This window comes from Rhodococcus sp. 66b, assembly GCF_002076325.1.
In the GTDB taxonomy this organism is placed as follows: Bacteria; Actinomycetota; Actinomycetes; order Mycobacteriales; family Mycobacteriaceae; genus Rhodococcus_F; species Rhodococcus_F erythropolis.
On the sequence record NZ_MUZB01000011.1, the window covers coordinates 224,469 to 238,225 of the forward strand.

11 protein-coding genes are annotated in these 13,757 nt (G+C 64.2%); all 11 read right to left on the bottom strand.

Going from position 1 to position 13,757, the window contains the following annotated elements; all coding sequences use genetic code 11:
* Positions 1-56 precede the first annotated feature (56 nt).
* Positions 57-2,075, bottom strand: a complete 2,019-nt coding sequence (locus B0E55_RS21390; protein WP_080910417.1) for a primosomal protein N' — start codon at positions 2,073-2,075, stop codon at positions 57-59.
* Between the two features lie 25 nt (positions 2,076-2,100).
* Positions 2,101-3,315 carry a methionine adenosyltransferase gene (gene metK, locus B0E55_RS21395; protein ID WP_003944827.1) on the bottom strand — a complete coding sequence of 405 codons (1,215 nt, stop codon included), beginning with the start codon at positions 3,313-3,315 and terminating at the stop codon, positions 2,101-2,103.
* 188 nt (positions 3,316-3,503) lie between these two features.
* Complete coding sequence (gene coaBC / locus B0E55_RS21400; protein WP_020969581.1) at positions 3,504-4,802, bottom strand: bifunctional phosphopantothenoylcysteine decarboxylase/phosphopantothenate--cysteine ligase CoaBC; 1,299 nt, start codon at positions 4,800-4,802, stop codon at positions 3,504-3,506.
* Positions 4,799-5,098, bottom strand: a complete 300-nt coding sequence (gene rpoZ, locus B0E55_RS21405; protein ID WP_003944996.1) for a DNA-directed RNA polymerase subunit omega — start codon at positions 5,096-5,098, stop codon at positions 4,799-4,801. The genes coaBC and rpoZ overlap by 4 nt, the downstream gene beginning before the upstream one ends.
* 98 nt (positions 5,099-5,196) lie before the next feature.
* Positions 5,197-5,796: a guanylate kinase gene (gene gmk, locus B0E55_RS21410; RefSeq protein WP_029255329.1), complete on the bottom strand. Its 600-nt coding sequence runs from the start codon at positions 5,794-5,796 to the stop codon at positions 5,197-5,199.
* A 36-nt stretch (positions 5,797-5,832) separates the two neighbouring features.
* Positions 5,833-6,153, bottom strand: coding sequence for an integration host factor, actinobacterial type (mihF, locus tag B0E55_RS21415; protein WP_003944825.1), 321 nt, complete (start codon positions 6,151-6,153; stop codon positions 5,833-5,835).
* A 369-nt stretch (positions 6,154-6,522) separates the two neighbouring features.
* Positions 6,523-7,722 (bottom strand): glycosyltransferase 87 family protein, encoded by a 1,200-nt coding sequence (locus tag B0E55_RS21420; protein ID WP_232816752.1) that lies wholly within the window; start codon positions 7,720-7,722, stop codon positions 6,523-6,525.
* A 57-nt stretch (positions 7,723-7,779) separates the two neighbouring features.
* Positions 7,780-8,601, bottom strand: a complete 822-nt coding sequence (pyrF, locus tag B0E55_RS21425) for an orotidine-5'-phosphate decarboxylase (protein ID WP_021332968.1) — start codon at positions 8,599-8,601, stop codon at positions 7,780-7,782.
* Positions 8,598-11,954 carry a carbamoyl-phosphate synthase large subunit gene (gene carB / locus B0E55_RS21430; RefSeq protein ID WP_019748372.1) on the bottom strand — a complete coding sequence of 1,119 codons (3,357 nt, stop codon included), beginning with the start codon at positions 11,952-11,954 and terminating at the stop codon, positions 8,598-8,600. Before carB ends, pyrF begins: the two co-directional genes overlap by 4 nt.
* Entirely contained in the window at positions 11,954-13,129 is a 1,176-nt protein-coding gene (gene carA, locus B0E55_RS21435; protein ID WP_003944927.1) for a glutamine-hydrolyzing carbamoyl-phosphate synthase small subunit, read from the bottom strand. Before carA ends, carB begins: the two co-directional genes overlap by 1 nt.
* Positions 13,126-13,752, bottom strand: coding sequence for a PH-like domain-containing protein (locus B0E55_RS21440; protein WP_080910418.1), 627 nt, complete (start codon positions 13,750-13,752; stop codon positions 13,126-13,128). The genes carA and B0E55_RS21440 overlap by 4 nt, the downstream gene beginning before the upstream one ends.
* Between the last annotated feature and the right edge of the window lie 5 nt (positions 13,753-13,757).

Consider the following 13,757-nt stretch of genomic DNA (forward strand, 5'->3'; position numbering starts at 1 on the left):
TATCGGGTTGCGCAAGATTTTTGCTGCACACAACCAGGCCTTGGAGAACTCGAAAATCAGCCGATGCGGCGTGGGTCGATCTGAATGCGGACCGGACCCGATGACTTCCGCGCACTGCGCGCGGCCCTCGCATGTGCCAGAGCGTCCGCAAGGCCGCGACCGTCCTTGCGTGGAACGCGGACCAGCATTCGCTCCGGCGCGACACCGCTCTCGTCCTCACCGGAATACGGAAGCCTCTCCCCCGCAGGCAATTCCACTGGCCCGAGTAGTACAGCACTTGCCGGCAGATCAGCTGAGTCCACCAACTCCGCAATTGCTGCGGATCCACCGTCGATCGCAGCCATGTGAACGGCCGGAGGAAAGCCGACCTCGTCCCGTTCCTCGAATTGAGACTGTGCGTGCCCCACCGGATCCCATCGGACCAACGCCTGCACCGTCGGGATACCCGAGTCTGCGACAACCACAACTTCACCACCTTCGGACAGCGGAATCACCATGGCAGCAGCCGACATCCAGCGTCTGAGTGTTTCCTCGGCGGCGCGAAGATCTGGCCGGCCGAGCAGTGCCCAACCGTCGAGCAAGAGCGCGGCGCCGTAGCCGCCGGTCATCACCGGCTCCGCACCCACTGTCGAGACCACCAACGCGGGCCCGTGTGGCAGTTCCTTGACCACATCACCGCCCCCGGACAGAACAACTTTCACACCGGGAAACGCCCGCCCGAGTTCTTCGGCGGTCCGGCCGGCACCGACCACCACCGCGCGCAACGCTTTCGCCCCGCACGCGTGACATCGGTAGGCGGCATCGGCAACCCCGCACCAGCGGCACGCCGGTGTCCCGGCGCCGTCGGGACCTGCCGCAGCGGGAAGAGCCAGTGGGCCGTTGCACCGACGGCACCGTGCCGGGGCACGGCACTTTCCGCAGGCCAGGGTCGGTACGTACCCGCGCCGAGGCACCTGCACCAGGACTCCGTTGCCCTCACCCAGAGCGCGCCGAGCGGCCGCGAATGCAATAGCGGGCAAACGAGCCGCTCTGGCTCCCGGATCGCGGGCCAAGGCTTGATCGCTGTCGGCGAGCGCGGTGATCTTGGGTGCGTGAGCACGAACGACGTCCCGCGTAGCGACCAGATCGTGCGCCCATCCCGAGTCGACGAGTACCTGCGCTTCTGCCGTACGGGAGAACCCACCGATCACGACGGCGCACTCGGCGACGTAGCCACGCAGGACGGCAACTTCGCGGGCATGTGGATACGGCGACCGCGGCTCGGACAAGTTGTCGTCGCCGTCGTCCCAGACGACGACAAGACCGGTCTCGGGCGTCGGCGCAAAAACTGCACTGCGCGTGCCGACGACGATCCGGGCGGTCCCGTGCAGTGCAGCGAGCCACCTTCGGTATCGCATGGCAGGCCCCAGGCCTGCGGACAGACCCACCACTGCATCCGCTCCGGAGAGTTCGGTACATGCGGCGACGACGCGGTCCAGGTCGCGTTGATCGGGCACAACCAGGATCGCGGATTTACCACTTGCCGCTACAGCCCCGGCCAGTTCGGCCAGGCGCAGTGGCCAGTTTTCACCAGGCAACGCCTGCCAGACCGCACGCGGGCTTTTCGACTCGCGAATCGCGGACAGAAAGGCGTCACCGAATCTGTAGAGATGCCAACCATTTTCGATCGGTTCAGGAGCGGACGGCGGCTCGGCGGGCTCCCACGGTTCCGCCTCGACCTTCGCGTGGCGCGGCGGTACCGCCAAACGGAGAACATCGGCGCGGGTTCCGGCATAACGCTCCGCCACGCGATCGACGACTTGCGCGATTTCGGCCGTCAGGACCCGCTCGGACGAGATGACGCGTTCGAGCCAGCCGAACTTCCCCTGATGGTCACTGGTGGCCTCGCGCGAGACGATGAAACCGTCCACCAGACGACCAGCGAAGCGGATGCGCACCCGGACTCCGGGCTGCGCATCCGCTTCGAGTTCACGAGGAACGAGGTAGTCGAATTCACGGTCGAGGTGAGCGAGCGGGAGCATCGGCAGCACCCGGGCGACCGGATCGACTTCTGCCGCTACTCTTTCCGCGCCCACCCGCGCCCCGTCTGTACGTCAGTGATCAGAGACCAGCTGCGCTACGCAGCTTGTCGGCACGATCGGTGCTCTCCCACGGGAGGTCGATGTCGGTGCGACCGAAGTGACCGTATGCCGCCGTCTGCGCGTAGATCGGACGCAGCAGGTCGAGGTCGCGGATGATCGCTCCCGGACGCAGGTCGAAGATCTCGGTGATCGCCTTCTGGATCCGTGCCGGATCGGTCTTCTCGGTGCCGAAGGTTTCGACGAAGAGTCCGACCGGAGCTGCCTTGCCGATGGCGTAGGCGACCTGAACCTCGATGCGGTCGGCCAGACCTGCGGCAACAGCGTTCTTGGCCACCCAACGCATGGCGTAGGCAGCGCTTCGGTCGACCTTTGACGGGTCCTTGCCGGAGAACGCGCCGCCGCCGTGGCGAGCCATTCCGCCGTAGGTGTCGACGATGATCTTGCGGCCGGTCAAACCGGCGTCACCCATCGGGCCACCGAGGACGAACTTGCCCGTCGGGTTCACCAGCAGACGAACATCGGAGGTGTCGAGATCGGTGAGGTTCACGTCGGTCAGCACCGAGTGAAGCACCTTCTCGCGAAGATCGGGCGTCAACAGGTTGTCGAGGTCGATGTCAGCGGCATGCTGGGTGGAGATGACCACGGTGTCGAGACGGACAGCCTTGTCACCGTCGTACTCGATGGTGACCTGGGTCTTGCCGTCCGGGCGCAGGTACGGCAGCACGCCGGACTTACGGACCTCGGTCAACCGGCGAGAGAGACGATGAGCCAACGCGATGGGCAGCGGCATCAGTTCCGGCGTGTCGGTGGTGGCGTAGCCGAACATCAGGCCCTGGTCGCCCGCACCCTGACGGTCGATCTCGTCGTCGCTGATTCCGTCGACGCGAGCCTCGTGCGAGTGATCGACACCCTGCGCGATCTCGGGCGACTGCGCGCCGATCGCGACGTTGACGCCACAGGAGTTACCGTCGAAGCCCTTTGCCGAGCTGTCGTAGCCGATCTCGAGGACCGTGTCGCGCACGATCTTCGGAATGTCTGCGTACGCAGTGGTCGTGACCTCGCCGGCTACGTGAACCTGGCCGGTGGTGACCAGAGTTTCGACGGCCACGCGGGCGCGCGGGTCCTGGGTGAGCAGCGCGTCGAGGATCGAGTCGCTGATCGCGTCACAGATCTTGTCCGGGTGCCCCTCGGTGACGGACTCGCTGGTGAATAGCCGACTGCCGGACTTGCTCACAGATCTCCCTCTCGACGACTGAGTTCTTGACTACAGCTTATTGAAGTATCCGAATCACCGTTCGGTGACCGTTTTGTCATGCTTTGTTAGCTGGGGGCTGAGCCGACGATAACGGTTGGACCGCCTGCGCAACACCCTTGTGCTCACCCGATTATCGTGGGGTAACTCTCACCACCGGGCGCGTGTCGCTACTCGGGGAAGAGCTTGACCAGGGCGTCGAGTACTCGACTGGCCATCAAAGCCTTGGATCCGTGCTCGAGCGCGGACTCCGAGCCGTCGGAACCGAGCAGCCAACCGTCGTTGTGATCGACCTCGAACGCCTTGCCCTCGCCGACCGCATTGACCACGAGGAGGTCGCAACCTTTGCGGGCAAGCTTGGAGCGGGCGTAACTGAGAACGTCACCATGGGCGTCACCGGTCTCTGCGGCGAATCCGACGATCACCGTTCGAGCGTCCAGATCGCCGTCACGACGCGCTTCGACGAGACCGGCGAGGATGTCGGCATTTCTGGTGAGGCTGATCGAGTCGGGTTCGTTTGCGCCCTTCTTGATCTTGCTGCCTTCGACGGTGGTGGGGCGGAAGTCCGCGACAGCTGCAGCCATGACGACTCCGTCGTGTCCCGGTGCGTGCTTCTCCACTGCCAACCGGAGATCTTCGGCCGTCTTGATGTGCACGACGTCGACAGCGGCGGGGTCGGCAAGATCGGCCGTGTAACCGGCGATCAGCGTGACGTGAGCGCCGCGTTGTGCGGCCAGACGGGCGAGCGCGTAGCCCTGTTTGCCGGAGCTGCGATTACCGAGAAAGCGCACCGGATCGAGCGGCTCGCGAGTACCGCCGGCGGTGACCAGAATGCGGCGACCTTCCAGGTCGCGCGGCAACGCGTCCGAGCGCTCGAGGAGCAACGATGCCAACCCGACGATCTCGTCGGGTTCGGGAAGTCGACCGGCTCCGGTGTCTTTTCCGGTCAAACGCCCGGAGGCAGGTTCGATCACGTGGACGCCGCGCGAGCGCAGTGTCGCCACGTTGGACACCGTTGCGGGGTGCTCCCACATCTCGGTGTGCATTGCGGGGGCGAAGACGACCGGACAGCGTGCGGTCAACAAGGTGGCTGTCAACAGGTCGTCTGCGCGACCCATGACAGCTCGCGCCATCAGATCAGCGGTTGCCGGCGCGATGACAACGAGATCGGCTTCCTGTCCGAGGCGGACATGCGGAACCTGCGGGACGTCGTTGAAGACGCCGGTGTGAACCGGGTTGCCGGAGAGTGCTTCGAACGTGGCGCGGCCGACGAACTCCAGAGCGGATTCGGTCGGAATCACGCGGACGTGATGACCGCTCTCGGTGAAGCTGCGGATGATCGAGCACGCTTTGTACGCGGCGATACCCCCACCGACACCGACGACAATGCGCTTACGTATCGATGTGGGCGCGTCGGACACTCCCCCGACACCCGAACGAGGTTCGGGTGCGGCAGACGTGGTGCTCACTCGCCTTCGGTGTGCTCGAGGAGATCAGCGTGGATTTCACGCAACGCGATGGACAGCGGCTTTTCCTGCAGACCGGGCTCGACCAGAGGTCCGACGTACTCGAGGATGCCGTCACCGAGCTGGTTGTAGTAGTCGTTGATCTGGCGCGCACGCTTGGCCGAGTAGATGACCAGGGCGTACTTGGAAGAGGTGCGTTCGAGCAACTCGTCGATCGGCGGGTTGGTGATGCCGAGCGGGGTGTCGTAGGCAGGCAGAGCGCCCTGACCTGCTGCGGACGCGGCTGAAGTGCTGCTCACTCTTGTGTCTCCTGAATTAGATCTTCATTGAAGAACTAGTTTTATCGATCCGGATATCTGAGAAACGGGGCGGAAATCGGTTCCCGAAGGGTGCGGAATCAGTTCCCAACCAACAAGGATACCAACTCATCGCAAGCACGGCTTACATCCTCGTTCACGATGACCGTGTCGAACTCGTCCTGTGCGGCCAATTCCACTCGGGCCGTCTCGAGTCGGCGTGCCACGACGTCTTCCGTTTCGGTTCCCCGTCCGGTCAGCCGTTGCACCAGAACGTCCCAGCTCGGTGGAGCCATGAACACCAACAGAGCTTCGGGCATCGCCTGGCGGACAGCTCGTGCTCCGGCGAGATCGACCTCGACGAGTACGGGCTTTCCAGCTTCGAGCGCTTCTTCGATCGGAGCTGCGGGGGTGCCGGAGCGCTGTAGACCGCCGTGGATTTCCGCCCATTCGAGAAGTTCACCGGAGTCGATCATCCGTTGAAATTCTTCACGGGAGGTGAATCGGTAGTCCTTGCCGTCCACTTCACCGGGACGGGGATCGCGAGTGGTCGCCGAAACGCTGAAAACGAGTTCAGGCAACCGAGTTCTCAGCTCGCGAACGACGCTGGACTTACCGACAGCCGAAGGGCCGGCCAGTACAACCAGCCGACCCCTCCGCACTGCGGTCTTGCTCTCTGACACTGTTGCGTCAGCAATCATCAGACACTGCCGCGTCAGCAATCATCACTTGTCGGCTCAGGCCTCGAAGTCAAACTTGGTGAGCAGAGCCTTGCGCTGCCGATCACCGAGGCCACGAAGGCGACGGGTCGGTGCAATCTCCAGCTCGGTCATGATCTCCTGAGCCTTGACCTTGCCCACCTTGGGCAGCGCCTCGAGCAGTGCCGAAACCTTCATCTTGCCCAAGATTTCGTTGTCTTCGGCGTCCTTGAGGACCTGCTTGAGGTCGGTGCCGCCACGCTTCAGGCGCTCCTTGAGCTCAGCCCTGGCCTTGCGGGCAGCAGCTGCCTTCTCCAAAGCAGCAGCGCGCTGCTCATCAGTCAACTGGGGAAGGGCCACGGTTCCTCCGTCTCGTCGTGTGCAAATTTTGTCTATTCCGCTGATAACCAGCAGCGATAGCGACCGTACTCACGCCTGGCGCGAATTGCTAACCCACCCCCCGCGGTCCGATGCAGATCGCGGTGGGTTATGCGCGTCGAATCGATGTCACACATCGTCGCCGTTTTCGGCTGGATCGAGACGGATTCGACGCAACACGAACGTGCGTACAGTACCGAAATAGACTGTAACACAAAGCATTTCGATACATCGGGTGCGACGTCCCCATGCGTGTGTGCGAAATCGTTACCTGCGGGAATGAACGTGGTCGCCGACACATCCAAAAATTTCGAGCATTTTCGAAGCCCATGCGCGTGTCGCGGCCTGTTTTCAGGTCGGCATCGACGATTTCGGATCGTCGGCATCGACCGTGTCCGGTTCGGTGCGGCTCACGCCGGGGGCGGCCAGAGCGAGTACTACCGCGAGGCTCGCCCAGAGCAATGAATTCTCCAGGACGAAGCCGACGACCGGGATATCCATGTCCGCGCCGACCCGAGGAAGCCGAAACAGCACGACCGCAGCGGTGAGGCCGATCGCGATCCAGGACCACGCGGGTACCGATCGGGTGTCTTCCCCCACGCCCGACTTGATCGGAACGAGGAGCACACCCACCGCCGGCACCAACCACACGAAGTGGTGGGTCCAGGCAATGGGAGTCACGATTGCCGCCAGCAGAGCCACCACCGTGAAACCGGCAAGATCACCTCGCAGGCGCTGAGCGCGCCGCGTCGCGACAATTCCGAGGACACCCAACACTGCACAGGCGACGAGCCATGCCGGACCCACCAGGCCCTCGGGGAGTAGCCGTAAGGCCATTCCACGCACGGACTGGTTACCGAACACAGACGGGTCACCGACCGCGACGCGCCCCGAGAGTGAGGCGATGTCACCGAAGTAGTCGATCGTCTGGCGCGGGAGAACGGCAAAGCCGAGTGCCGTGGCGCCGAGGAAGCCGGCGAGGGCGCCCGCAACCGCTTTCCAACGCCCGGTGATCACGTAGTAACCGATGTAGACGAGAGGCACCAGTTTGACGGCCCCGGCGATCCCCACCAGCACACCCTCGGGAATCCACCGTGGTCGAGCCAGCACGTCGATCAGGCACAGGAGTGTCAGGAACAACCCGACCTGCCCGTACCCGAGGTGATCGGAGATCGGCGATGCCGCCGTCCACAGGACCAGGAAACCCACGTAGACGACGACGGGCCGCCTACGTGTGAACGGGACCTCGCGATAGCTGAGCACGATGATCGCGGCCAGCATCAGGAGGCTGACGAAACTCCATCCCCACTGGACCGCACCCCAGGAACCCAAGGCGACCGGAACGGCGACGAGCGCAGCGAAGGGCGGATAAGTGAACGGCAGTCTCGCGTTGAACGACTCGTCGTACAGGTTCGAGCCGTCGAGGACGGCTTGACCTGCCGTCCGGTACACGGCGAGATCGTCGCCGTGTACGCCGGTGACGGATTGGAACCCGGTGGCGAGCAGCGCGCACGCCGCGACGAGAAGTCCGATCTGCCACCAACGATTCACCGACGGACGGTACCACCGGGTTCCACCGCTCGAACGAGCCTCGAGGTCACTCACGGATCAGTGCGCCAATGCGGCTTCGATCTCGTCTCGGTCACGCATTGCTGCCTCCCGAAGTGCCGATACCGAAGGACCATGCTTGAGCACCCCACGGGAAGTGTTCGGGAGCAGGAGCTCGGTCGATCCCGCGAAGATGTCTGCGAGATCCGCTGCCGTCGCACCCTGCGCGCCGAGCCCCGGAGCGAGAATCGGGCCGTTGAACTGCGACAGGTCCAGACCGTGGTCCCGAGTTGCACCGACCACCAGTCCGACGGTGTCGCGTCCGTCGGCGTTCGCGTCGACCGCAGCGTTGACGATCGACTGAGCCACGCTCACACCGTCAGCCGACGACTGTTGAAGTACGCCGCCTTCCGGATTGGAGGTTCGTGCCAGCACGAAGATCCCGCGTGCGTTCTGCCTTGCCAGTTCGAGTGTCGGAGCCAACGCCCCGAATCCCAGGTACGGCGAAACGGTGACCGAGTCGGAGGCCAACGGCGAATCACCCAACCAGGCTTGCGCGTACGCGTCCATCGTCGAACCGATGTCACCGCGCTTGGCGTCCGCGACGACAAGCGTTCCAGCATCGCGAAGAACCGAGATGGTCCGCTCCAACACGGCGAAGCCGGCGCTGCCGTACGCCTCGAAGAACGCAACCTGAGGTTTGACGAGTCCAACCTCACCGGTGAAGGCCTCGACGCAGATCTCGGCGAAAGTCTCCAGACCTTCGGCGGTACGTGGCAGTCCCCACGCGTCGAGAAGCGCGGGATGCGGGTCGATACCGACGCACAGCCGCCCCCGGTCCGCGATCGCGGACCGGAGACGATGCCCCCAACTGTGACTCACGACTGCTGTGCCGGCTGACGAAGACCTGCGTGCAGTTCCTGCAGGGAGTGAACTCCGATGTCGCCGCGGATCGCCGCTTCGATGCCCTGCACGGCGGCCGAGGCGCCCTGGACCGTCGTGATGCACGGGATGTTCGACGCGACTGCTGCGCTTCGGATCTCGTAGCCGTCGACACGCGGACCGTTGTTGCCGTACGGGGTGTTGATGACCATGGCGACCTCGCCGCTGCGGATCTGGTCGACGATGGTCTCGGCACCGGCCGGAACATCCTCACCCGACTGCTTGTACACCTGCTTGCACTCGATACCGTTGCGCCGCAACACATCTGCGGTTCCTTCGGTGGCAAGGATGGTGAATCCGAGATCTGCCAGGCGCTTGACCGGGAAGATCAGCGAACGCTTGTCCTTGTTGGCGACCGAGACGAACACCGCGCCTGTGGTGGGCAACGACCCGTAGGCGGCCGTCTGCGACTTGGCGAAAGCCGTACCGAAGTCGAAGTCGATACCCATGACTTCACCGGTGGACTTCATTTCCGGGCTGAGCAAGGTATCCACGCCGGTACCGTCGGCGCGACGGAAGCGGTTGAACGGCAACACAGCTTCCTTGACCGCGATCGGTGCACCGGCCGGGGTGTTTCCACCGTCGCCGGTCGCCGGCAGGATGCCGCTTGCGCGCAGGTCGGCGATGGATTCGCCGAGCATGACGCGGGCGCATGCCTTGGCCAGCTGGACGGCCGTCGCCTTGGAGACGAACGGAACCGTACGGCTGGCGCGGGGATTTGCTTCCAGCACGTAGAGGATGTCGTCCTTGAGGGCGTACTGGACGTTGAGCAGGCCCTTGACGCCGATGCCCTTTGCGAGAGCCTCGGTGGAGCGGCGGACGTTCTCGAGATCCGCACGGCCCAGAGTGATGGGCGGGAGCGCACACGCCGAGTCACCGGAGTGAATGCCGGCTTCCTCGATGTGCTCCATGACGCCGCCGAGGTACACCTCGGTGCCGTCGCACAGAGCGTCGACGTCGATCTCGACCGCGTCTTCGAGGAAGCGGTCGACCAGGACCGGACGATCGTCGGAGATCTCCGTGGCACGCGAGATGTAGTCGGCGAGTGAAGCCTCGTCGTAGACGATCTCCATGCCGCGTCCACCGAGCACGTACGACGGACGCACCAGCACCGGGTAGCCGATGCCTGCTGCGATCTCGCGGGCGCCGTCGAACGTGGTGGCGGTACCGAACTTCGGTGCAGGCAGACCGGCTTCGGTGAGCACGCGACCGAATTCGCCGCGGTCCTCCGCCAGGTCGATGGCTGCGGGGCTGGTTCCCACGATGGGAACGCCGGCAGCTTCGAGGCGCTTCGCCAATCCGAGCGGGGTCTGGCCGCCGAGCTGGACGATGACGCCGGCAACGGTGCCCGACTGCGCCTCCGCGCGGTAGACCTCGAAGACGTCCTCGAATGTCAGCGGCTCGAAGTACAGGCGATCAGCGGTGTCGTAGTCCGTGGAGACGGTCTCGGGGTTGCAGTTGACCATGACGGTCTCGTACCCGGCCTCGGACAGCGTCTGGGCAGCGTGGACACACGAGTAGTCGAACTCGATGCCCTGGCCGATGCGGTTGGGGCCGGATCCGAGGATCAGAACCTTGGGTCGCTCGGTCTGCGGAGCCACTTCGGACTCGGCCTCGGGATCAAGCTCGTAGGTCGAGTAGTGGTACGGCGTCTTGGCCTCGAACTCTGCGGCGCAGGTGTCGACGGTCTTGTAGACGGGGCGCACGCCAAGCTGATCACGCAGAGCGCGAACGGCGTCCTCACCTGCGTGCGTGTCACCACCGAGTTCGGGGCGCAGAGCCGCGATCTGGCGGTCCGAGATGCCGTGGTACTTGGCCTGACGCAGGGCAGCCTCGTCGAAAGACTCTGCAGCGCGAAGCTTTTCACCGAGCTCGTGAATCTGCTGGAACTGGTCGAGGAACCACGGATCGATCTTGGTGGCGTCGAAGAGCTGCTCGACAGTTGCGCCGAGGGCGAATGCCTTCTCGATGCCGTACATGCGGCCGTCCTGCGGAACGCTCAGATCGGCGAGCAGGGCGTCCAGGCTCTCCGTCTCGATGTCGGCGCCGGTCCAGTAACCCGCACGCTTGGTCTCGAGTGAACGCATGACCTTGCCGAAAGCCTCGGTGAAGTTGCGGCCGATGCTCATGGCCTCGCCTACCGACTTCATCGTGGTGGTCAGGGTTCCGTCGGCACCGGGGAACTTCTCGAAAGCGAACCGCGGAGCCTTGACGACGACGTAGTCGAGTGTCGGCTCGAAGCAAGCCGGGGTTTCCTTGGTGATGTCGTTGACGATCTCGTCGAGCGTGTAGCCGATGGCAAGCTTTGCGGCCATCTTGGCGATCGGGTAACCGGTCGCCTTCGACGCCAGCGCCGACGAGCGGGAAACGCGCGGGTTCATCTCGATGACAACCAGGCGGCCGTCCTTCGGGTCCATCGCGAACTGGATGTTGCAGCCGCCGGTGTCGACGCCCACCTCACGCAGAATGTCGATGGAGAGGTCGCGCATCGCCTGGTACTCGCGGTCGGTCAGCGTCATCGCCGGAGCAACGGTGACCGAGTCTCCGGTGTGGACACCGACCGGGTCGACGTTCTCGATGGAGCAGACGATCACGACGTTGTCGCGACTGTCGCGCATCAGCTCGAGTTCGTATTCCTTCCAGCCGAGAATGGATTCCTCGATCAGGACGTTCGCCGTCGGCGACGCGGCCAGACCGCCACCGGCGATGCGGTTGAGATCGTCGACGTCGTACGCCATGCCGGAACCGAGGCCGCCCATGGTGAAGGACGGACGCACGACAACCGGGTAACCGAGTTCGGCGACCGTGGCGTGTACTTCGTCCATCGTGTAGCAAACTGCGGACTTCGCGGATTCGCCACCGACCTTGGCGACGATGTCCTTGAACTTCTGGCGATCCTCGCCGCGCTGGATGGCGTCGAAGTCGGCGCCGATCAGCTCGACGTCGTACTTCTCGAGGATGCCCTGCTCGTGCAGCGCCACTGCGGCGTTGAGAGCGGTCTGACCGCCGAGCGTCGCGAGGACGGCGTCGATCTTGTTGCCCTGCAACGCTTCCTTGGCGATGACCTTCTCGAGGAACTCGGCCGTGATCGGCTCGACGTACGTGGCGTCGGCGAACTCGGGGTCCGTCATGATGGTGGCCGGGTTGGAGTTGACCAGGCTGACGCGTAGGCCCTCCTCCTGGAGGACGCGGCAAGCCTGGGTGCCCGAGTAGTCGAACTCGCAGGCCTGACCGATGACGATCGGACCGGAGCCGATTACCAGGATGTGCTTGAGATCTGTACGGCGTGGCATTAGTTCTTGACTCCGGTTTCTTTCCGTGCGGAGAGCAGGCTGGTGAAGCGGTCGAAGAGGTACGCAGCGTCGTGCGGGCCGGCTGCCGCCTCCGGGTGGTACTGCACCGAGAAGGCCGAATCGTCGAGCAGGCGAACACCTTCGACGGCTCCGTCGTTGGCGCAGGTGTGGCTGACCACCGCGCGACCGAACGGGGTGTCGAATTCCTGGCCGGCTTCGCCTTCGAGCGCGAAGCCGTGGTTCTGCGCGGTGATCGCGATGCGACCGGTCTGATGCTCGATCACCGGGATGTTGATGCCGCGGTGGCCGAACTTCATCTTGTACGTGCTCAGGCCCAGGGCGCGGCCCAGGATCTGGTTGCCGAAGCAGATACCGAACAGCGGCAAGCCCTGTCCGATGACCTCTTTCGTCAGGTGCACTGCGCCGTCGGCGGTGGCCGGGTCACCGGGACCGTTGGAGAGGAACACTCCGTCGGCCTTGAGGTCGAGGATCTGTTCGAGACTCGCATTGGACGGCAACACGTGGACGCGGATACCGCGCTCGGCGAACATGCGCGGGGTGTTTGTCTTGATACCGAGATCGATCGCGGCAACCGTGTACAGCGCCTCCCCGCCCTTCGGCTCGACGACGTAGCCGCTGGTGGTGCTGACTTCACCGGCAAGATCGGCGCCGAGCATGGTCGGCTGATCCTGAACCCGTCGGACCAGTTCGTCATCGGCGGCGATGGCTTCACCGGAGAAGACGCCTGCCTTCATCGAACCGCGAGTACGCAGGTGGCGAACCAGGGCACGAGTGTCGATCCCGGCGATTCCGACGATGCCCTGCTCTTCGAGCTTGGCCTGCAGCGAACCGGTTGCACGCCAGCTCGAGGTGACGCGCGAGGGGTCACGAACGACGTACCCGGCAACCCAGATCTTGGCACCGGCACTCTCGCCGGTCGGTCCGACCGACTCGTCGTCTTCGTCGTTCCAGCCGGTGTTGCCGATCTGCGGCGCGGTGGAGACCACGATCTGGCGGTGGTAGCTGGGATCGGTGAGCGTTTCCTGGTAGCCGGTCATGCCGGTGCTGAACACCGCTTCGCCCAGGGTCTGTCCAACCGCACCGAAGGTGGTTCCGCGGAACACCCGTCCGTCTTCGAGGACCAGTACTGCGGGGCTGTTGCCAAAGCCGCTCATGCGTTCTTTCCGTTCTGCTCGATGTCGCCAGAGCTTGCGTCTTCGTTGTCATTCGTCTTGTTCGAGGCAGTCTTGTTCGAAGCAGTCTTGTTCGAAGCAGTCTTGTTCGAAGCAGTCTTGTTCGAAGCAGTCTTGTTCGAAGCAGTTACCGGCTTGACCCAGTCCGGATAAACCGTCTTGTCGTCACCGCGCACGCCCGTGTCGATCTCGGTTCCGCTCGGCAATTCCCAGCGAATCACCAGGACGCCGTCCTTGCTCATGACCTTGCCGGCAAGACCGTTCTCCGTGCGGATCGCGCGGATCGACTTCTCCGGAATCCAGATGGCCGACGCACCGTCACGCTCGACCAGAATTCCGCCGCTGTAGCGGCTGATCTCGCAGGTGGCGCGGAAACCGAGGTCGCCGACGGCGATGCGGTCCTGCCAACTGGGTGCGATGGTGCTACCGACGTACAGGCCGGTGGTCGGCAGGACGAGCAGTTCACCCAGGGTTGCCGGTACCGTCGGCAGTTCGCCGATCTTGTCTTTCTGGCGTCGAGCGCGTCCACGCCAACCGACGTACATCAGGCCGATCATCGCGACCCAGAAGATCGCCAGACCGATGATCCACAGTGCTCTGTCCATGACGC